General features: G+C 65.9%; 17 protein-coding genes. 14 read left to right on the top strand and 3 right to left on the bottom strand.

What is annotated here, in order from left to right; genetic code table 11:
• Positions 1-260 precede the first annotated feature (260 nt).
• Both ACVOJ1_RS17470 and maiA read left to right on the top strand, forming a co-directional pair.
• Positions 261-1250 carry a fumarylacetoacetate hydrolase family protein gene (locus ACVOJ1_RS17470; protein WP_346480712.1) on the top strand — a complete coding sequence of 330 codons (990 nt, stop codon included), beginning with the start codon at positions 261-263 and terminating at the stop codon, positions 1248-1250.
• A gap of 14 nt (positions 1251-1264) precedes the next feature.
• Positions 1265-1933, top strand: a complete 669-nt coding sequence (gene maiA / locus ACVOJ1_RS17465; protein WP_193396172.1) for a maleylacetoacetate isomerase — start codon at positions 1265-1267, stop codon at positions 1931-1933.
• Positions 1934-1965: 32 nt separating this feature from the next.
• On the opposite strand, the gene ACVOJ1_RS17460 is transcribed toward maiA, so the two are convergent.
• The 3 genes from ACVOJ1_RS17460 to ACVOJ1_RS17450 all read right to left on the bottom strand — a co-directional run bounded on the left by ACVOJ1_RS17460 (position 1966) and on the right by ACVOJ1_RS17450 (position 5945).
• Positions 1966-3462, bottom strand: coding sequence for a UdgX family uracil-DNA binding protein (locus ACVOJ1_RS17460; protein WP_346480711.1), 1497 nt, complete (start codon positions 3460-3462; stop codon positions 1966-1968).
• Positions 3443-4726 carry a putative DNA modification/repair radical SAM protein gene (locus tag ACVOJ1_RS17455; RefSeq protein ID WP_065182510.1) on the bottom strand — a complete coding sequence of 428 codons (1284 nt, stop codon included), beginning with the start codon at positions 4724-4726 and terminating at the stop codon, positions 3443-3445. Before ACVOJ1_RS17455 ends, ACVOJ1_RS17460 begins: the two co-directional genes overlap by 20 nt.
• Positions 4727-4817: 91 nt before the next feature.
• Positions 4818-5945 carry a PilT/PilU family type 4a pilus ATPase gene (locus tag ACVOJ1_RS17450; protein ID WP_053516991.1) on the bottom strand — a complete coding sequence of 376 codons (1128 nt, stop codon included), beginning with the start codon at positions 5943-5945 and terminating at the stop codon, positions 4818-4820.
• 121 nt (positions 5946-6066) lie between these two features.
• On the opposite strand from ACVOJ1_RS17450, the gene ACVOJ1_RS17445 reads away from it, so the two are divergent.
• From ACVOJ1_RS17445 to ACVOJ1_RS17390, 12 genes are all read left to right on the top strand, one after another.
• Complete coding sequence (locus tag ACVOJ1_RS17445) at positions 6067-6432, top strand: DUF4398 domain-containing protein (protein WP_053516990.1); 366 nt, start codon at positions 6067-6069, stop codon at positions 6430-6432.
• Positions 6429-7313 carry an OmpA family protein gene (locus ACVOJ1_RS17440; protein ID WP_053516988.1) on the top strand — a complete coding sequence of 295 codons (885 nt, stop codon included), beginning with the start codon at positions 6429-6431 and terminating at the stop codon, positions 7311-7313. The genes ACVOJ1_RS17445 and ACVOJ1_RS17440 overlap by 4 nt, the downstream gene beginning before the upstream one ends.
• Before the next feature lie 324 nt (positions 7314-7637).
• Entirely contained in the window at positions 7638-7874 is a 237-nt protein-coding gene (locus ACVOJ1_RS17435) for an HP1242/YdcH family protein (RefSeq protein WP_053516987.1), read from the top strand.
• Positions 7875-8178: 304 nt separating this feature from the next.
• Positions 8179-9549, top strand: a complete 1371-nt coding sequence (locus ACVOJ1_RS17430; RefSeq protein WP_053516986.1) for a pyridoxal-phosphate dependent enzyme — start codon at positions 8179-8181, stop codon at positions 9547-9549.
• Positions 9550-9672: 123 nt separating this feature from the next.
• On the top strand, positions 9673-10845 hold the full coding sequence (locus ACVOJ1_RS17425) for a cystathionine gamma-synthase (protein WP_253120224.1): 1173 nt from the start codon (positions 9673-9675) through the stop codon (positions 10843-10845).
• A gap of 8 nt (positions 10846-10853) precedes the next feature.
• Positions 10854-12152, top strand: coding sequence for a glycosyltransferase family 4 protein (locus tag ACVOJ1_RS17420; RefSeq protein ID WP_346480710.1), 1299 nt, complete (start codon positions 10854-10856; stop codon positions 12150-12152).
• A gap of 37 nt (positions 12153-12189) precedes the next feature.
• Positions 12190-12984, top strand: coding sequence for an ABC transporter permease (locus tag ACVOJ1_RS17415; RefSeq protein ID WP_111186692.1), 795 nt, complete (start codon positions 12190-12192; stop codon positions 12982-12984).
• The gene (locus ACVOJ1_RS17410) at positions 12981-14243 is read left to right on the top strand and encodes an ABC transporter ATP-binding protein (protein WP_346480709.1); all 1263 of its coding nucleotides are present in this window, start codon (positions 12981-12983) and stop codon (positions 14241-14243) included. Before ACVOJ1_RS17415 ends, ACVOJ1_RS17410 begins: the two co-directional genes overlap by 4 nt.
• Positions 14244-14252: 9 nt before the next feature.
• Positions 14253-15674: an FkbM family methyltransferase gene (locus ACVOJ1_RS17405; RefSeq protein ID WP_346480708.1), complete on the top strand. Its 1422-nt coding sequence runs from the start codon at positions 14253-14255 to the stop codon at positions 15672-15674.
• A complete protein-coding gene (locus ACVOJ1_RS17400; protein WP_346480707.1) occupies positions 15671-19351 on the top strand; it encodes a glycosyltransferase in 3681 nt (1226 codons plus the stop codon). Before ACVOJ1_RS17405 ends, ACVOJ1_RS17400 begins: the two co-directional genes overlap by 4 nt.
• Positions 19348-20382, top strand: coding sequence for a GDP-mannose 4,6-dehydratase (gene gmd / locus ACVOJ1_RS17395; RefSeq protein WP_053516980.1), 1035 nt, complete (start codon positions 19348-19350; stop codon positions 20380-20382). The genes ACVOJ1_RS17400 and gmd overlap by 4 nt, the downstream gene beginning before the upstream one ends.
• The gene (locus tag ACVOJ1_RS17390; RefSeq protein ID WP_053516979.1) at positions 20366-21268 is read left to right on the top strand and encodes a GDP-mannose 4,6-dehydratase; all 903 of its coding nucleotides are present in this window, start codon (positions 20366-20368) and stop codon (positions 21266-21268) included. Before gmd ends, ACVOJ1_RS17390 begins: the two co-directional genes overlap by 17 nt.
• Positions 21269-21331: the final 63 nt, after the last annotated feature.

Raw genomic sequence — 21331 nt, 5'->3', positions numbered from 1 at the left:
TGGCGCCATGGATGGCGCCATCGAGCCCCCAGGGATGGGTTTACGGCGTGTCCTGCCCGCCCACACCGCCCCGCCAAATCCGCAGACAACCCAGAGCCGGCTGTTGCCATTGACGTTGCCCTGGCTTGAAGCAGGTGCAGGGCGCAGCCCTGCCTGACCCCCGCTACGGTAGGGTGGAGCGATGCGGCGCTGCAGCTTGGCGCCGCCCCATATTTGATTACACTTGAAACTTGTTTGCCCATGACTCCGGACACCCACCCATGAAGCTTGGTTCTTTGAAGGAAGGCGGCCGCGACGGCACCCTGATCGTCGTCTCGCGTGATCTGCGCCACGGCGTCCGCGCCACCGGCATCGCGGCCACCCTGCAGCAGGCCCTGGAGGACTGGAGCCGTGTCGCACCGCGCCTGAACGCGCTCTACGAATCACTGAACGCCGGTGACGCCGATGGCGTGTTCGACCTGGACCCAAAGACGCTGGCGGCGCCCCTGCCGCGCGCCTATGAATTCGTCGATGGCAGCGCCTACCTGCCGCACGTCGAGCGCGTCCGCCGCGCCCGCGGGGCCGAGGTTCCGGAAAGCTTCTACACCGACCCGCTGATGTACCAGGCCACCAGTGCCGGTTTCTACGGCCCGCGCGACGCGGTGAAGGTGGTCAGCGAGGAGTACGGCATCGATCTGGAGGCCGAACTGGTGGTCATCACCGACGACGTGCCGATGGCGGTCACCCCGGAGCAGGCCTCCGGCCACATCCAGCTGGTGGGTCTGGTCAACGACGTTTCGCTGCGCAACCTGATTCCGGGTGAGCTGGCCAAGGGCTTCGGCTTCCTGCAGTCCAAGCCGCGCTCGGCACTGTCGCCGGTGTTCGTCACCCCTGACGAACTGGGTGACGCCTGGCAGGACAACAAGGTGCACCTGCCGCTGGTCACCCACATCAATGGTGCGTGGTTCGGTGCGCCAGAGGCAGGCGTGGACATGCAGTTCAACTTCGCCCAGCTGGTGGCGCATGCGGCCAGGACCCGTCCGCTGGGCGCCGGCACCATCGTGGGATCGGGCACCATCGCCAACGAGGACACCAGCAAGGGCGCTTCGTGCTTTGCCGAGCAGCGCACCGTGGAAACCCTGCGCGACGGCAAGCCCAGCACACCGTTCATGTCGTTCGGCGACGTGGTGCGGATTGAAATGTTCGACGCCGCCGGCAACAGCATCTTCGGTGCGATCGAGCAGCGCATCGAGCAGGCGGCCAGGCCCTGAGGAGGGACGCGGCGATGGAGATCCCGGTCGACGACGGCATCGTGCTGTACACCTACTGGCGATCCAGCGCCGCCTACCGCGTGCGCATCGGCCTGGAGCTGAAGGGCCTGCGCTGGGAGGCGCGCCCGGTTCATCTGCTGCGCGACGGTGGTGAACAGCACGGCGAAGCCTATCGCGTACTCAATCCGCAGGAGCGGGTGCCGACCCTGCTGCACGACGGGCAGGTGCTGACCCAGTCGCTGGCGATCCTGGAGTATCTGGACGAACGTTTTCCGCAGATGCCGCTGCTGCCGGCCGATGCGGCCGGCCGCGCCCGCGTCCGTGCGCTGGCGCAGCTGGTCGCCTGCGACATCCATCCGCTGAACAACCTTCGGGTGATGCAGCATCTGGAACGCGGCCTGCACCTGTCCGCCGAGGTCCGCACCCAGTGGACGCTGCAGTGGATCGCCGAAGGCTTTGCGGCCCTGGAAACCCTGCTGGCCGGCAGCAGCGACACCGGCACCTTCTGCCATGGCGACCGGCCCGGCCTGGCCGACATCTGCCTGCTGCCGCAGGTGTACAACGCACATCGCTTTGGTCTGGATCTGTCGCCGTATCCGACCCTGCGCCGCATCGAAGCCGCCTGCCAGGCGCTGGACGCATTCGAGCGTGCGCGCCCCGAAAACCAGGTCGACGCGGCCTGATTGCCGCTGCGATCGCCGGGCATGGTCCGGCGCTACCCCTCGCTGGTCGGTGGCAGCGCGGGGCGACGCCCGGTGGATTCCGCATCCCCGATGAGCAACTGCCGCAGGTCATCGCGGAACAGCCGGTAGGCGTCTTCTCGACGGACCTCGTCGGCCTGCCGCAACACCCATGCGGGATGCACCGTGGCAGAGCCACGGGTGCCATCCGGCAGGGTGTGCCAACGGGCGCGATCACGCGTCAGGCTGAAATGGCTGCCGAACACCGCCGACGCCGCCGTTGCGCCCAGGCACACGATGATCTCCGGCCGCACCCGCTCGATCTCGCCCAGCAGCCACGGACGGCAGGCCTGCACATGGCGGCCCTGCGGACGTTTGTGCAGGCGAACCTTGCCGCGCCTCTCGTGGTGGAAATGCTTCACTGCGTTGGTCAGGTACAGCGCGGAGCGGGCGATACCCAGCTCGGAGAGGGCACGGTCCAGCAGCGCGCCGGCAGGTCCCGCGAAGGGGCGTCCGCACAGGTCCTCGGTGTCGCCCGGCTGTTCGCCGACCAGCATCACCCGTGCATCGCCAGGCCCTTCACCGAACACCACCTGCGTGGTGGACTCCCACAGGGGGCACTGCCGGCAGCCCGCTGCCTGGCGCTGCAGGGTAGCCAGATCACTGGAGGGTGAGGGGACCGGGGATGTCGCCCGCCGCGATGGAATCCGCCGCTGGGGTGGCTGCGCCGGGCGATCGTGCATGGCCTGCACGCGGTCGCCAGCATCGCGGATCAGCCCGGGCAGCAGCTGCGCCTCGGGCAGGTGCCGCCAGTACCGGGCAGGCATCTCCTGCTGCATCATCCGCGTGTTGAGGCGTGCGGGATTGAAGATGCTTGCGTAGTAGGTCTGCCAGAGCGTCTCGCGTGCGTCCTCCGCCGGCGCCTGCTCGCGGTGCCCGCCAGCGCCGAAGGACAGCGCCTGGCCATCCCAGTGCACGCTCCGGTAGGGGGTGAGGATGGCCCAGCGCATGCCAGCGAAGCGGCGTGCGAAGAACGCCGCGACCCGGTCGACGATCCGATGCTGCGGCTCGAACCATGCGATGAAGGCATCCTGCTCGCCGGGGATCTCGCGGAAGCGCACGAACGCCTTCATCTTGTGCGTGTCGCGGCGGACCGCCTGCGCCATCGTCATCGCGCGCAGCACATCGGCGTCGGTTGGATTGGAGAGCAGCGCGCGCTCGCCGTGCACGATCCGCCACAGCAGCCGGTACAGCAGTGGCATCGGCTGCGCATCGGCATGGCACAGGCAGGTGGAGGCCAGCTCAAGGAACGCACTCGGCACATGTGGCACGGAGGGCGTTTCCAGAAGCGGGGCCTGGGTCGCTGCAGGAGCATCCAGCAACGACCCGGCGCTGCTTTCCAACCAGTCCAGCTGCTCGGGCGACAGTCCGCGCAGCAGCGCTTCGCGCGCTGCACCCCGCCAGGCATCGAGCGACCACGGGGGATCGACCCGCAGCGACCAGCGCTGGGCGTCAGGCCGCCGGCGGTGCATCGAACAGCGATCCCTGGCGGGGCGGCGGCGCCAAACGCGCACGCAATGCCACAGGATCCTCCAGCGCCTTGCGTGGCTGGTGGTCAGCCAGCAGCACGAACGGCAGCAGCTTGCCCATCGGTGCCTTCAGCCTCGCAATGTCCGCCACCCGCAGCCGGCCATGGCGGCGCGCCATCAACACGCGTTTCACATTGCGTACGCCGAGCCCGGGAACCCGCAGCAGCAGTTCCTTCGGCGCACGATTGAGGTCGACCGGGAAGCGCTCGGGATGGCGGATCGCCCAGGCCATCTTCGGATCGATGTCCAGATCCAGCATGCCCCCCTGCGCGGTGTCGGTGATCTCTTCCACGCCGTAGCCATAGAAGCGCAGCAGCCAGTCCGCCTGGTACAGCCGATGCTCGCGCTGCAGAGGCGGCGGCTGTACCGGCAACTGCAGACTGGCGTCGGGAATGGGGCTGAAGGCCGAGTAGTAGACGCGGCGCATCCGGTAACTTCCGTACAGATTGTCGGCACTGCAGAGGATCTGCCTGTCGCTGGCGCCATCGGCACCGACGATCATCTGCGTGCTCTGCCCCGCCGGTGCGAAGCGCGGGGCTTTCGCTCGCGTCCGGCGCGGCGCGCCCGCGGTGATCGCGCGCGATGCCTTGCCGGCCTCCTTGGCCTCCTCGATGCGCCAGCGCAGCTCGCCCATGGCGCCGCGGATCGAGCCGACGGTCTTCTCCGGAGCCAGTTTCGTCAATCCGGCCTCGGTGGGCAGTTCGACATTGATCGAGAGACGGTCGGCGTGCCGGCCGGCCGCTGCCAGCAGTTCCGGCGATGCTTCGGGAATGGTCTTGAGGTGGATGTAGCCGGCGAAGCGATGTTCCTCGCGCAGCCGGCGGGCGACTTCCACCAGGCGCTCCATCGTGTAATCCGCATTGCGGATGATTCCGCTGGAAAGGAACAGGCCCTCGATGTAGTTGCGCTTGTAGAAATCCAGGGTCAGCGCGACCACCTCATCCACACTGAAACGCGCGCGTGGCACGTTGCTGGAGACGCGGTTGATGCAGTACGCACAGTCGTAGACGCAGAAGTTGGTGAGCAGGATCTTCAACAGGGACACGCAGCGGCCGTCCGGCGTGTAGCTGTGGCAGATGCCCATGCCCTCGGTGCTGCCGATGCCACCGCTGGTCCGGGAGTCGCGCTTGCCGGACCCGCTGGAAGCACAGGAGGCGTCGTATTTGGCGGCGTCGGCAAGAATGGCCAGCTTGCGGAGGGTGTCCATGGCGGCACGCTACGCAGGGGCTGTCTCATTGGGTGAGACAGCCCCTGAACTCTTCAGGATCTGCCGCCGGGCATGGCCCGGCGGGGGTGGATCAGAAGCCGTGGGTGATGCTCGGCTGGCCTGCTGAATAGTCGGCGTACGGGTCGTGCTCGCCGCTGCTGCCTTCGGAGAGGCGGAACTTCAGCGCCAGGCCGTCGCGCGAATCGGCAGCGCGCAAGGCTTCCTCCTGCTCGATCACGCCAGACTTGGCGAGCCGGAACAGGCATTGGTCGAAGCTCTCCATGCCTTCTTCCAGCGAGGCTTCCATCGCGGCCTTGATCTCGTGCACCTGGCCGCGTCGCAGCAGGTCGCGGATCATCGGGGTGTTGATCAGCACCTCGGTGGCTGGAAGACGGCGGCCGTCCTTGTTCTTCACCAGGCGCTGGCTGATCACCGCACGCAGGTTCAGCGCCAGGTTCATCAGCACGTTCTTGTGCGCGCTTTCCGGGAAGAAGTTGAGGATCCGCTCGATGGTCTGGTCGGCATTGTTGGAATGCAGCGTGGCCAGGCACAGATGGCCGGTCTCGGCGAAGGCGATGGCCGCTTCCATCGTCTCGGCATCCAGGATCTCGCCGATCAGGATGACGTCCGGTGCCTCGCGCATCGCGTTCTTCAGCGCATTGTGGAAGGCATGGGTGTCCAGCCCCACTTCACGCTGGTTGACGATGGACATCTTGTGCTTGTGCAGGTACTCGATCGGATCCTCGATGGTGAGGATGTGTCCGGTCGTGGTGCTGTTGCGATGGTCGATCATCGACGCCAGCGAGGTCGATTTGCCGGAACCGGTGGACCCCACCACCAGCACCAGCCCGCGCGGGGTCATGATGACGTCCTTCAGCACCTGCGGCAGGTTCAGCTCCTCGATGCTCGGGATCCGGCTGCGGATGGCGCGGATGACCATGCCGACCTCGCCCCGCTGCTTGAACACGTTCACCCGGAAACGGCCGGCATCGGCCAGGGCGATGGCCATGTTGAGCTCCAGCTCGCGCTCGAACTGCGGCACCTGGCCCTCGTCCATCAGCGAATAGGCGATCTTCTTGACCATGCCGGGCGGCAGGCCGGTGTTGCCCAGCGGGTAAAGCTTCCCCTCGATCTTGATGTAGACCGGTGCTCCGGTGGTCAGGAACATGTCCGAGGCGTTCTTTTCGGTCATCAGCTTCAGGAAGTAGCCGATATCCATCGCGAATTTTCCCCAACGAAACTGCCGGCGCCCGTTGCAAGCACGGCGCTGGCTTGACGACAATGGCCGTGAACCGACAACCGGTACGGCCTCCCCAATGAAACGACCTAGCTTCGCACGAATGCGCCACGGCCTGTATGTGATGGCGTTTGCATTCGCACTGTCTGCCCCCGCCTGGGCGCAGGACGGTGCGCTGGAACTGGCCCAGGCCCGGCAGGCGGTGGACAAGGCCACCCAGGCCGATGCCGACCAGTACGCGCCGGACCTGATCGATCTGGCCCGGCAGGGCCTGGAGCAGGCGCAGCGCGCCGCTGGCGATCGCCGCGAACGCAAGAACGCCCCGGCCATGGCCCTGCGCGCTGCGGCCGATGCCGACCTGGCCCGCGCCCGCAGCGAGGAGGCCACTGCCACCGCGCAGCTGCAGCTGCGCCGCAACGAGGTCAACCAGCTGCAGCGCCAGCTCTCGACCGGGGAGGACCGCCGGTGAAACCCGTGAACGCCGCAACCCTGGCCGTACTGCTGGCTCTGCCGACCCTTGCCCTGGCGGCCGACAACCCCGTGGTGGCCCAGCTGAGCCAGCGCCTGATGGCCATCCAGGCCAATCCGGACACCGCCGAACTGGGCGCCTTCGAGCGCATGCAGGCCCAGCAGGCCATTGCCACCCTGGACAAGGCCAAGCGCCGCGACCAGGAGTTGGCGACCTACCTGGCCCAGCGCCGGGTCGAGATCGCCGAGACCGCCGTACGCGCGGCCCTGGCCGCCCGTGAGGTCGATCGGCTCGAGCGGACCCGCAGTGACCTGCTGATCGAGGCGAGCCGCCGCGATGCCGCCCGCGCCCGCCAGGAGGCCGAACAGCTGCGCATGCAGGCGCAGATGCAGGCCGAGGAAGCTGAACGCCTGCGTCAGGCTGCCGAGGCCGAGACGCTGGCGCGGCAGGACGCCGAGAACGCCCTGACCAGCGTGGCCGGCAAGCAGCAGCAGCGATTGAGCGCGGCCCAGCAGAATGCGGCGAAACTGGCCCGCGAGGAGGCCGAGCTGGTGTCCGGGCAGAAGCTGCCGGGCTCGAAGTTCGACGGACGCGGCGAGGTCTTCACCTTCGCCGGTGATGCTTTCGGAGCTGGCGGCTCCAGTCTGTCCGCCGGGGCGCGCAACCAGGCCAAGGCGTTGGCCGAGTACCTGAACATCGGCAAGAAGGGCCGGCTGCGCATCGAGGCCTACGACAGCGCCAACGGCGTCGGGCAGAAGCGCGCCGAGGCCCTGCGTGATGCACTGGTGGCGGGCGGTGTCGCCAGCAACCGCATCCAGATCAGCGGCAAGAAGGCGGCGTCGACCCGGGCGCGCTCGGCCGAGGTCATCATCGCCCCGTAATTGATTGATATTGTTTGTTTTTCGTTGCGTTGAGCATTCAGCCTGAACCCCGCCCCGGCGGGGTTCGGTCTTTTTGTCGCAGGGGTCTTGTACCCCGCCCGGAGCAGGCGTAGGGTCAATCGTCCGGGACGCAATGCCGCGGACCGGACGATGGGAGGGCCAGGCCGATGCAAGCAGGGCGCGAACCGCAGCAGACCGACGTGCGCAGGCCAGTGCCGCAGGTCGTTGTGCGCACCCATGCAGCCATCGAACGGCGCTCCTCCATGAACAACGCCCCGTGCCTTGCGGCCGGGGCGTTCGCGTATCTGTCGAAGGAGGTCCATCATGTTTGAAGATCAGCCCCAGAGCGAGATCGACGCACGTCGCGCGCGTGATCCGGAGTTCAGGGCACTCCATGACCAGCACCGCAAGTTGAACAAGAAGTGCATGGACGCGGAGTTGGGTGTACTCCCGATCGATGATGTCACCCTGGGTCGCATGAAGCGTGAGAAGCTGCTGGCCAAGCAACGACTTCTGCGAATGTACGAAACACCGCTCCCAACGACGTCCGCCACGCTGTGACGCACCTCGTCACGCCCGGAACGGCGTGATCCGGCCACAGAAGGCCCGGCCAGGCGCTCGCGCCCTGGCGTCGCGGTACCGCCGATGACGGCGGCCGCGCCAAGGCACCACAGGCGGTGGTGCCTTGGCCCGCACGTCCCTGTCTCATCGATGCGGACGGTACCGGTCTCCTCGTCGATCCGGGGCCGTCCGCATCCCTTTTCCGGCAGCGTCGCGCCCATACCCGGACTGACCTGACTTTCAGCGCCATCCGTCGGATAATCATCTGTCCGGCCCTGTGTGGCGCGAACCGAAAGTCCTGCGAATGCCCATCCATTCTTCCGTCCTCGAACTCATTGGCCAGACCCCGATCGTCAAGGCCCAGCGCCTGGACACCGGTGTCTGCGAGCTCTATCTGAAGCTCGAGAACGCCAACCCGGGTGGATCGATCAAGGATCGCATCGGCCTGTCGATGATCGAGGCAGCGGAGAAGCGCGGGGACCTGAAGCCGGGCGCGACGCTGGTCGAGGGCACCGCGGGCAACACCGGACTGGGCCTGGCCCTGGTCGCCCAGCAGAAGGGCTACAAGTTGATCCTGGTTGTTCCCGACAAGATGAGCCGGGAAAAGATCTTCAATCTGAAGGCGATGGGCGCTGAAGTGCGTCTGACCCGCTCGGACGTGGCCAAGGGCCACCCGGAGTACTACCAGGACCTGGCAAAGACCATCGCCGAGCAGACGCCGGGCGCCTACTTCATCAACCAGTTCGGCAACCCCGACAATCCGGCCGCCCACGAATTCGGCACCGGCCCGGAGATCCTGGAGCAGATGGGCGGCGATCTGGACGCCATCGTGTTCGGCTGCGGCAGCTCGGGCACCATGACCGGCCTGTCGCGCGCCTTCGCCACGCTGTCGCCGAAGACCGAGCTGGTGCTGGCCGACCCGGTCGGGTCGATCCTGGCCGAGTACATCAATGATGGCGTGCTCAATGACAAGTCGGGCAGCTGGCTGGTGGAAGGCATCGGCGAGGATTTCCTGCCCTCGATCTCCGATTTCAGCCGTGTCACCAAGGCCTATGCCATCAGCGACGCCGAGAGCTTCCACACCGCACGCGAACTGCTGGGCAAGGAAGGCATCCTCGGTGGCTCCTCCACGGGTACCCTGCTCGCCGCCGCACTGAAGTACTGCCGCGAGCAGACCACGCCGAAGAAGGTGCTGGTGCTGGTGTGCGACACCGGCAACAAGTACCTGTCGAAGATGTACAACGACTACTGGATGCTGGACAACGGCTTCCTCGAGCGCCCGCAGCACGGCGACCTGCGCGACCTGATCCTGCGCCCGTACGGCCAGCGCGACACCGTCGTGATCGGCCCGAATGATCTGTTGACCACCGCCTACCAGCGGATGAAGCTGTACGACGTCTCGCAGCTGCCGGTGATGGAGGGCGACCAGCTGGTCGGCATCGTCGATGAAAGCGACGTACTGCTGCATGTCTACGGCGACGAGGCGCGCTTCCGGGATCCGGTGGCCACGGCCATGGTCAGCAAGCTGGACCGGCTGGACGTGAAGTCGCCGATCGAAGCCCTGCTGCCCGTCTTCGATCGTGGCCAGGTGGCGATCGTCATGGACGGCAATGCCTTCCTCGGCCTGATCACCCGGATCGATCTGCTCAACTACCTGCGGCGTCGCGTTCAGTAACGCGAAGATCGCAGACGATCGCAGCTGAATTCACGTTTATTCGCGTCAAAGGTTGTTAAGGCCGCGCTGATAGACTTCCGCTCCTTCGACGGCACCGTCCACCGGTGCCCATCAGGAATCAACATGTCCAACGCTTCTTCCCAGGATCGCGCGCTCGCCCTGGCCACCCTGGCCATCCACGGCGGCCAGTCGCCCGATCCGAGCACCGGTGCGGTGATGCCGCCGATCTACGCCACCTCGACCTATGCGCAGTCCAGCCCGGGCGAGCACCAGGGCTTCGAATACTCGCGTACGCACAATCCGACCCGCTTTGCCTATGAGCGCTGCGTCGCCTCGCTGGAGGGGGGAACCCGCGGTTTCGCCTTTGCTTCCGGCATGGCCGCCAGCTCGACCGTGATCGAACTGCTGGACGCCGGCAGCCACGTGGTGGCGATGGATGACATCTACGGCGGCAGCTTCCGCCTGTTCGAGCGCGTGCGCCGTCGTACCGCCGGGCTGGACTTCAGCTTCGTCGATCTGACCGACCTGGCCGCGTTCGAGGCTGCGATCACGCCGGCCACGCGCATGGTATGGATCGAAACCCCGACCAACCCGATGCTGAAGATCGTGGACATCGCTGCGGTCGCCGCCATCGCCAAGCGCCATGGCCTGATCGTGGTGGTGGACAACACATTCGCCTCACCGATGCTGCAGCGTCCGCTGGAACTGGGTGCGGATCTGGTCCTGCACTCGGCCACGAAGTACCTCAACGGGCATTCGGACATGGTCGGCGGCATGGTCGTGGTCGGCGACAACACCGAACTGGCCGAGCAGATGGCGTTCCTGCAGAACTCGGTGGGGGGCGTGCAGGGGCCGTTCGACAGCTTCCTGGCTCTGCGCGGCCTGAAGACCCTGCCGCTGCGCATGAAGGCGCACTGCGCCAATGCGCTGGCCCTGGCCCAATGGCTGGAAAAGCACCCGGCGGTGGACAAGGTGATCTACCCCGGCCTGGCCTCGCACCCGCAGCACGACCTGGCGACCCGCCAGATGGGCGGCTACGGCGGCATCGTCTCGATCGTCCTCAAGGGCGGTTTCGAGGCGGCCAAGCGCTTCTGCGAGAAGACCGAGCTGTTCACCCTGGCCGAATCGCTCGGCGGCGTGGAGAGCCTGGTCAACCATCCTGCCGTGATGACCCATGCGTCGATCCCGGTCGCGCGCCGCGAGCAGCTGGGCATCAGCGATGCGCTGGTGCGCCTGAGCGTGGGGGTGGAAGACCTGGGCGACCTGCAGCTGGACCTGGAACGGGCGCTGGGTTGAGCCGCACCATGGCCAGCAACGACGAAAGCAGGGGAGGGAGGCGGGCGCCACGTCGCATCGTCCACGCCCTGCGCGCCCGCCTGGGCGGGCTGCGCCGTTGGTGGCTTGCCCGCGGACTGGAGCAGGCGCGTTTCCCCGCGCTGCCCGCACCGGCCGCTGGCGACGCGCGCGGTGAAGCGCTGGTCTTCCCGCCGACCGATCCCACCCTGGGGCCGGGCGTCAATCTGTACGGCTACATCCACGGCCAGTTCGGCCTGGGGCAGGCGGCACGGATGTATGCCCGTGCCCTGCTGGGTGAGGGATATCCGGTTGCGGTGAACGATGCCGCCCTCCGCATCCCGCACGCGTGCAATGACCACAGCCTGTCCGGTCAGCTTGGACGGGGCGCGCCGTATCCCTTCAACCTGGTATTCGTGAATCCGGACCTGTTCGGTGAACTGGCGCCCCGCCTGCCGCGCGATACCTACACCATCGCGTTCTGGTTCTGGGAACTGGATACCGTGCCGGCCGCATGGCAGCGAACGCTGGAGCAGGTCGACGAAGTCTGGGTCTCCACCCGCTTCGTCGAGGATGCCTTCCGGCGCGCGACCGGCAAGCCGGTGGTGCGCATTCCGCATCCGATCGTGCCGCAGCCCGGCGCGGACCTGGCCCGGTCCAGCTTCGGCCTGGACGACGACGCGTTCGTGTTCCTGTGCAGCTTCGACTTCAATTCGTCGATCCACCGCAAGAACCCGTGGGCGGTGCTGGCGGCGTTCCGCGCGGCCTTCGATGGCGCACCGGACAACGTGCAGCTGGTGATGAAGTGCAGCAACGGCTTCCGCCATCCGCAGCGGCTGCGCGAGCTGATGCAGCAGGCTGCCGGCGATCCGCGCATCCTGGTACGCGACCAGGTGCTCGACGATGCGCAGCTGCACGCATTGCAGGAAACTGCCGATGCCTATGTCTCGCTGCACCGCGCGGAAGGGCTGGGGCTCGGACTGGCCGAGAGCATGGCCCGTGGCAAGCCGGTGATCGCCACCGCCTGGTCGGGCAATCTCGATTTCATGAACGAGGGCAACAGCTGCCTGGTGCCGTTCCGCACGGTGCCGATCCGCCCGGGGGAGTATCCCTTCGCCGATGGCGGCACCTGGGCCGAGGCCGACGTGCCGGCCGCGGCAGCGTGGATGCGCCGGCTCGCGCGCGAACCGGGCCTGGCGCAGCAGATCGGCGCGCAGGCACGCAGCGACATCCTGGAAACCATGAGCCTGCAGGCCGCTGCAACGGCCATGCGCGCTCGATTGCAGTCTTTGGAACGACACGACCGATGAACCCAAGAACCACCACCACCGGGCACGAGGATTCGAGATGCTGGGTATGCTGAAGGCCCTGTGGAACTACCGCTATTTCATTTTTTCCTCGATCAAGAACGAGCTGCGGCTGCGCTTCATCCGCAGCCGCCTGGGCGCCTTGTGGATGATCATCCACCCGCTGATGCAGGTGCTGATCTTCGCCACGATCCTGTCCGAGGTGCTGGCCGCCAAGCTGCCGGGCATCGATGACAAGTACGGTTACGCGCTGTACCTGATGTCCGGCACCCTGTGCTGGACGATGTTCTCCGAGACCATCGGCAAGTCGGTGAACCTGTTCGTCGACAGCGGCAACCTGATGAAGAAGATGTCGTTCCCCCGCATCTGCCTGCCGTTCATCGCCGGTGGCACGATGCTGGTCAACAACGTGCTGCTGCTGGTGGCGATCTTCGCGGTGTTCGCGGTGATGGGCCACATGCCCACGGCCGAGGCCCTGTGGCTGCCGGCGCTGATGCTGCTGACGCTGAGTTTCTCGATGGCGCTGGGCCTGCTGCTGGGCGTGCTCAACGTGTTCATGCGCGATATCGGCCAGGTGGTTCCGGTGGTCCTGCAGGCATTGTTCTGGCTGACTCCCATCGTCTACCACATCACCATCCTGCCCGAGCGCGTGCAGGCGATCTTCCGGCTCAACCCGTTGCTGCCGCTGGTTACCAGCTACCAGAACGTGCTGCTGTTCGACAAGCCGCCGGTCTGGGGTGACCTGTTGTGGCTGATGATCGCCACGGTGGTGCTGGCATTGGCTTCGCTGGTGATGTTCCGTCGTGCCAGCCCGGAAATGGTGGATGCGCTATGAGTGGTGAACTGAAGGTCGACAACGTCGGCAAGGCGTATCGCGTCTGGACGAGCGAGTGGCTGCGCGCGGCCCGCTGGTTCGGTGTGCCGACGCGGCCCAAGGAAGAGAACTGGGTGCTGCGCAATGTGTCTTTCACCATCGCGCCCGGCGAAGCCGTGGGCGTGATCGGCCAGAACGGCGCGGGCAAGAGCACCCTGCTCAAGCTCATCACCGGAACCGCCCAGCCCACCGAGGGCCAGGTGACGCGGACCGGCCGCGTTGCGGCGATTCTCGAGCTGGGGATGGGCTTCAACCCCGACCTCACCGGTCGCCAGAACGCGTTCCACTCCGCAGGCCTGATGGGCTACTCGCAGGAGCAGATCGAAGCCGCGATGCCGGAGATCGAGGCCTTCGCCGAAGTGGGCGAGTATTTCGACCAGCCCGTGCGTACCTATTCCAGCGGCATGCAGGTGCGCGTGGCGTTTGCCGTCGCCACTGCATTCACCCCGGACCTGCTGATCGTCGACGAGGCCCTGTCGGTCGGCGACAGCTACTTCCAGCACAAGAGCTTCGACCGCATGCGTCGCTTCCGCGAGGAGGGCACGTCGATCATGCTGGTCTCGCACAGCCTCAGCGACGTGAAGGCACTGTGCGACCGCGCGATCCTGCTGGACAAGGGACGAGTGCTGAAGGATGGCGAGCCGGACGAGGTCATCGATTTCTACAACGCGCTGATCGCGAAGAAGGAAAACGAGACGCTTGCGGTCGAGCAGCGCCGTGGCAAATCCGGCTGGGTGACTACCCGTAGCGGGACCGGCCAGGCCCGCGTGGAATCGCTGCGACTGCTCGATGGCGAAAGCAGCCAGGAGGTCAAGCTGGCAACCGTTGGCCAGAAGCTCCGGCTTGAACTGAAGGCACAGGTCAGTGCCGACCTGCCCAGCCTGGTACTGGGGTTCATGCTGCGCGACAAGCAGGGCCACATCATCTGGGGCAGCAATACCTGGCATACCGGTCAGGTCCAGCGAGATGTACGGGGCGGAGAACAGGTGGTCTACCACCTGGACTTCACCTGTACGCTGGGCCCGGGTTCCTACTCGGTGTCGCCGGCGCTGGTCAGCACCGAAACGCACATGGTCGACAACTTCGAGTGGGTGGACAACCTGCTGGTGTTCGACGTGATGAATGCCGACAGGACCACGTTCATCGGATCGAACTGGCTCGATGCTGCCTTCAGCGTCGAACGCAGCGGCGCATCGGCCGATGGTGTGCAGGCGGACTGACGGACAACCATGTCAAAGCTGATTTCCTACGCGCAGAATTTCGAAGACGTGATGCTCTGGCGCGCGCTGTCACATGTGGTCAATGGCTGCTATGTCGATGTGGGCGCACAGAGCCCCGACACCGACTCGGTAAGCCGGATGTTCTACGAGCATGGCTGGCGCGGCGTGCACGTGGAGCCCACGCCGCAGTATGCCAACCTGCTGCGCGATCGCCGGCCGGATGAGGTGGTGCTGCAGGTTGCCGTAAGCGATCAACCCGGGATACTGCAGTTCTTCAACATCGCCGATACCGGCCTGAGCACCACGGATCCGGCCATCGCTGCCGAACATCGGGAGGCGGGCTTCAACGTCTCCGACGTGCGTGTGCCGGCGCTGACGCTGGACACCGTGCTGGAGCAGGTGCCAGCCACTGACATCCACTGGTTGAAGGTCGACGTCGAGGGCGCAGAGGAACTGGTGCTGCGCGGCTGGCAGCGCGATACCCGCTTGCCCTGGCTGGTCGTGGTGGAAAGCACGCGTCCGCTGAGTTCGGAACAATCCCACCAGAGCTGGGAACCGATCCTGCTCGACAAGGGGTACCGGTTCGTCTATTTCGACGGCCTCAACCGGTTCTACGCCAGTGCGCAGCATCCCGAACTGGATGCGGCATTCGAGAGCGGACCCAATGTGTTCGATGATTTCAGTCTGAGTTCGGGCTCGCAGTTCTGCTCGCAGATCAACCTGGCCTATCACGAACTGCAGACGCTGGCGGATCGACGCGAGGTCGAACTGAACGAGCGGATCCAGGATCTGGACGCGGCACTGCAGCGGGCGCAGGAAGAATCCGCCGAGGCAACCGAGCACAACGCCCGGGCAATGGAAAGGCTGCGCAGCGAGCACGAGGGCGCGGTCCGTGCGATGGCAGTGGCCCAGCGGGAACTGGTGAGCAAGCATGAGCGTGAGCGCAGCCTGCTCGACAGGAAGGCGCTGGCCGAACTGCATGAGCTGACTGAGCAGGTCACCAAGGGCAAGCACGAGGCCCATCGCTGGTGGTTGGCGCATGAGCAGCTGCGCGCGCAGCTGGATGCGATCGAACGCAGCCGTTCGTGGCAGCTCACGCGGCCGTTCCGGGCCGTGCGCCGACGCCTGTCGTCCAGCGTGCTGGGCCGCATGAAACGTGCGCTGCGGCCGGCGGTCGTGCGCGCGCTGAAGGTCGCCATGGCCGCACCGTGGCTGCGACACCTGGCCAAGCCCCTGGTTACGCGCATTCCCTTCCTTCACCAGCGCCTGCAGAAGATCGCCATCAGCGAACAGCTGTTCGAGATCGAGCGGGCGCGATTGGCTGCAATGGAGGGCAACGAGCACGAAGTCACTGTCGTCCATCTGGATCGACGGGCCCGGCGCGTGCTGGAAGACCTGAAGCGTTCAAGGAATGAAAGGGCTGCCCGATGAGAGTGCTGATTGACCTGCAGGGTGCACAGACCGAGAGCCGATTCCGGGGCATCGGGCGCTATTCGACCTCGCTGGCGCAAGCGATGGCCCGCAATGCGGGCGACCATGAGATCTGGGTGGCGGTCAACGGCACCTTCCCCGATGGCATCGGCGACATCCGCCAGGCCCTGGATGGTCTGGTCCCGCAGGAACGGATCCGTCAGTTCGATACCTTCAGCCGGGTAGGCTGGCCGAACGCCGCAGATGCGTGGCGGCGTGGTGCATCCGAGCTGATGTGGGAAGCGTTCCTGGATGGCCTCCAGCCCGACTTCATCCACGTATCCAGCCTGTTCGAAGGTTCCCAGGGCGGTGCGGTCGGCTCGATCGGCAAGTTGCCGGGCGTACGGGCTGCTACTGCGCTGACCCTTTATGACCTGATTCCGCTGCTCAATCCCGACGTCTATCTGGCATCGGACTGGGTACGGTCCTGGTACATGGACAAGGTCGAGTCGCTCAAGCGCGCCGACCTGCTGCTGTCGATCTCCCAGCACGCGCGGCAGGAGGCATTGCAGGCGTTGGATATCGATCCGGCGCGTGTGGTCAACATCTCCTCGGCAATCTCGCCGCACTTCGTGCCGATGGTCATCGGCGAACGCGAGCAGACCCTGTTCCGCGAGCGCTTCGGCCTGCGTGGCCGCTACGTGATGTACAGCGGGGCAATGGAGCCGCGCAAGAATGCAGAGGGTCTGCTGCGGGCATTCTCCCTGATGGATCCTGCCGTACGTGCGTCGACGCAGCTGGTCATCGCCGGCAAAGTGTCCGAGCACGACCGCCGCAATTTCGATGTGCTGGCAGCGCAGCTCGGCGTCAGCAACCAGGTGGTGTTCACCGGCTATATCACCGACGAAGAGCTGATCGCGCTGTACAGCGCGACGGCGGCCTTCGTGTTCCCCTCGTTGCATGAAGGCTTTGGCCTGCCCGCGCTGGAGGCCATGTCCTGCGGAGCACCGACCATTGGCTCAGGCACGACCAGCATCCCCGAGGTGATCGGTCGTGAAGATGCGTTGTTCGATCCAACGGAGCCTGCTTCGATCGCCCGCTCCATGCAGAACGTCCTGACTGACACCGCATTCGCCGATTCCCTGCGTGCCCATGCTCCCCGACAGGCGGCGAAGTTCTCGTGGGACAATTCGGCCAAGGCCGCGCTGCAGGCCATGGAAGCGGTCGCATCGCGTCGTGCGCCACGCGATCGCCGCTGGGTCGCCGCGTCGCCTGCACTCGACGCCGGCTACCGCACCCTGGTCCAGGCGGTGGGTGGGCTGGACGTCGGCTGCGAGCCGGAACCCTTCGAACTGCAGCAGGCGGCAGCGCTGATCTCCTCCGGAATGGCGGCCAACGAGGCGCTCGCACGCGGCGGTGAGCTGCCCGCGTCGCTGTCCTGGCGCGTGGAAGGGCCATTCGACAGCAGCTACAGCCTGGCCCTGGTGAACCGTTGCCTCGCGGAAGCATTGGCCGATCGTGGCCACCGCGTGGGTCTGCATTCGACCGAGGGCCCGGGTGATTTCGATCCGTCACCGCAGTTCCTTGCGCGCAATCCGCGCGTGGCGGCGCTGCATGCTGCCGTGGCCGCGATCCCGGCCGACCAGGCCGATGTGACCAGCCGACTGCTGTATCCGCCACGGGTTGCCGATGCACGCGCAAGGATGAACCTGCTGCACGCCTATCCCTGGGAGGAGAGCGGTTTTCCGCAGGAGTGGGTCGAGGAGTTCAATGACAGCCTGCAGGGGATCTCCTGCGTTTCGCATCATGTCGAGAAGATCATGGTGGATAACGGCGTGTCGGTTCCCCTTGGCGTCTGCTGGAACGGCGTGGATCACTGGGAGCAGATTGTTGCCGATGCGACCTATCCGGTGCCGGGCAGGGGGTTCCGCTTCCTCCACGTGTCCTCGTGCTTCCCGCGCAAGGGCGTGGACGCGATGCTTCTGGCCTATGGCAAGGCGTTCAGCGCCGCCGACGATGTCAGCCTCGTCATCAAGACCTTCGCCAATCCACACAATGAAGTGCATCGCTGGCTGGCTGAAGCACGCCGCGACAACCCGGATTATCCGGACGTGCACATCATCGAGGAGGACGTGAGCGACGCCCAGCTCAAGCATCTGTACGCGAGCTGCAACGCGCTGCTGGCGCCGAGCCGGGCTGAAGGCTTTGGCCTGCCATTGGCCGAAGCGATGCTGGGCGGCCTGCCGGTGATCACCACCAACTGGGGGGGGCAGCTGGATTTCTGCAGCGAAGAAACCGCCTGGATGGTGGATTACCGCTTCGTTCCGGCGCAGACCCACTTCAATCTGCGCAATTCGGTCTGGGCCGAACCCGATGTCGACGCGCTGGCCGCCGCAATGCGTGAGGTGCACGGCGCCGATCCGGCGCGTGTGCGGGACAAGGTCGAGGCCGCGCGGCGACTTCTGAAGTCGCGCTTCACGTGGTCCGATGCCGCGCGAAGACTGGAGCAGGACGTACGCGCGTTCGCGGCGCAGCCGACGCTGCCCGATGCGCGCGTCGGCTGGATCACGACCTGGAATACGCGCTGCGGCGTGGCCAGTTACGCCAGCTATCTCGTGGAGAGCGGCGGAACGCCGGTGGCGATCCTGGCGGCCGAGGCCGATGACCGCACGTTCCGCGATGGGCCAGAGGTTGTCCGCTGCTGGCGGCAGGGCGAAGGCGACATGCTCGAGCGGCTGGAACAGCAGATCGAGCGCCTGAAGCTGGACACGCTGATCATCCAGTTCCAGTACGGCTTCTTTGACTTCCCCGCGTTCTCGGCCTTCCTTGAGCGGCAGCAGGCGGCCGGCAGGGGCCTGATCGTGATGATGCATGCAACCGTTGATGCCGCGGAGAATCCGCGCAAGCGGCTGCGCGACCTGGGGCCGGCACTGGCCGGCTGCGATCGCGTGCTGGTGCACTCCATACACGACCTCAACCGTCTCAAGGACATTGGCGTCGAGCGCAACACCGCGATGTTCCCGCACGGCATCCTGGAACCGGCTGAGCCGGCGGCGGCAAACACGGGCGCACGCCTGCGCGTCGTTTCCTACGGTTTCTTCCTGCCGCACAAGGGGTTGCTGGAACTGATCGACGCTGTTGCGTTGATGGTCGCCCAGGGCGTGGACGTCGAACTGGCGATGATCAATGCCGAGTATCCGGTGGATGTCTCGCGGCAGCAGATCGACCAGGCGGTGGCCCGGGTCGTGCAGCATGGCCTGCAGTCGCGTGTGCGGATGGTGACCCGTTTCCTGCGTGACCAGGAGAGCATGCAGGAGCTGGTGCAGGCCGATGTGGTGGTGTTCCCATACCAGGGCACCGGCGAATCCTCCAGCGCGGCAGTCCGCTACGGGCTGGCCTCAGGCCGCCCGGTGGCCGTCACGCCGCTGGCGATCTTCGACAACGTCGGCGACGTCGTTCACCGTCTGCCCGGGACCTCCCCGCCCGATCTTGCGGCCGGTCTGCGGCAACTGCTGCGTGCCAGCCGCGACGGCGATCCAGTGTTGGCCGATGTGCAGCAGCGTGCCGCACAATGGCGCGCCGAACACCGGTATCCTGCGCTGGCCCGCCGTCTGGACTCCATGGCTCGACAGATCCTCCGCACGCGTCGGCAGGCTCTGGCTGCAAATTCACTCAATCATCAGGACGAGAAGCAATGAAGAAGGCAATCATCACAGGCATCACGGGTCAGGACGGCGCCTATCTCACCCAGCTGTTGCTGGAGAAGGGCTATGAAGTGCACGGCACCTACCGCCGCACCAGCTCGGTGAATTTCTGGCGCCTGGATGAGCTGGGCGTGACCAACCACCCGAACCTGCACCTGGTGGAGTACGACCTGACCGACCTCGGCACGTCGCTGGCGATGGTGCAGAAGATCCAGCCGGACGAGATCTACAACCTGGCCGCACAGAGCTTCGTCGGCGTCAGCTTCGACCAGCCGACCACCACCGCGCAGATCACCGGTGTGGGTGCACTGAACCTGCTGGAAGCGATCCGCCTGGTCAATCCGAAGATCCGCTTCTACCAGGCGTCGACCTCGGAAATGTTCGGCAAGGTGCAGGCCGTGCCGCAGGTGGAGGACACCCCGTTCTACCCGCGCAGCCCGTACGGCGTGGCCAAGCTCTACGCGCACTGGATCACCGTCAACTACCGCGAGAGCTACGACATCTTCGGTTCCAGCGGCATCCTGTTCAACCACGAAAGCCCGCTGCGCGGGCGCGAGTTCGTGACCCGCAAGATCACCGACTCGGTTGCCAAGATCAAGCTGGGCCAGCTGGACGTCCTGGAACTGGGCAACCTGGACGCCAAGCGTGACTGGGGCTTCGCCAAGGAATACGTGGAAGGCATGTGGCGCATGCTGCAGGCCGAGCAGCCGGACACCTTCGTGCTGGCCACCAACCGTACCGAGACCGTGCGCGACTTCGTGGCGATGGCGTTCAAGGGCGCCGGCATCGATGTCGAGTTCAAGGGCAAGGACGTGGACGAAGTCGCGGTGGACACCGCCACCGGCAAGACCGTGATGCGCATCAATCCAAAGTTCCACCGCCCGGCCGAAGTCGATCTGCTGATCGGCAACCCGGAAAAGGCCGAGCGCATCCTTGGCTGGAAGCCGCAGACCAGCCTGGAGCAGCTGTGCCAGATGATGGTCGAGGCTGACCTCAAGAGGAACGAGCGTGGCTTCTCGTTCTGAGTTGTCAGGCCAGCGCGTGCTGGTCACGGGGGCGTCCGGGTTCACCGGGCGCTACGTGATCGAGCGCCTGCGTGCTGCCGGTTGCGATGTGCATGATCTGCATTCCGGCGACACCGCAACGTCGGTCAATCTGCTCGACCGTGCTGCGCTCAAGCAGCACGTCGCCAGAGTGCGTCCGCAGCGCGTGGTCCATCTGGCTGCGATCTCGTTCGTCGCCCACGGTGATGCCGACGAGATCTACCGGGTCAACGTGGTGGGTACGCGCAATCTGCTGGAAGCGCTGGCGTCTCTGGACGAGGCGCCGAGCAATGTACTGCTGGCCAGCAGTGCCAATGTCTACGGCAACGCGTCCGGCGTGCTCGACGAGCAGGCGCCGCTTTCGCCGCAGAACGACTACGCGGTCAGCAAGATGGCGATGGAGGCCATGGCGGCGCTGTGGATCGATCAGCTTCCGCTGACCCTGGTGCGTCCATTCAACTACACCGGCGTGGGACAGGATGAGAAGTTCCTGATTCCGAAGATCGTGGCGCACTTCCGCCGCGGTGCCGATGTGATCGAGCTGGGCAACACCGATGTCTCGCGCGATTTCAATGACGTGCGGGGCGTGGCCGCTGCCTACGAAGGCCTGCTGGCACTGCCGGGCAATGGCCAGACCTACAACGTCTGCTCCGGCCAGGAGCATTCGCTGCATGAGGTCATCGAACGCATGCGTGGCATCTCCGGCCGCGACATCGAAGTGAAAGTGAATCCCGCCTTCGTCCGCGCCAACGAGGTCAAGTCGCTGCGTGGTGACAACGGCAAGCTGCGGGCCGCGGTCGGCTCATTGCCGGACTTCGATCTGGGTGAGACGCTTCGTTGGATGTACCAGGCCCGCGCGGAGGCCTGAAAGAGCGCGGGGTCCGCTTCGGCGGATCCCGCCTTCAGTGCAGGGAGAACACGCAGTGCATTA

Source organism: Stenotrophomonas sp. STEN225 (genome assembly GCF_056756445.1).
Note: the sequence above shows the minus strand (reverse complement) of the source record. Positions and strands in the feature narration are given on the sequence as shown.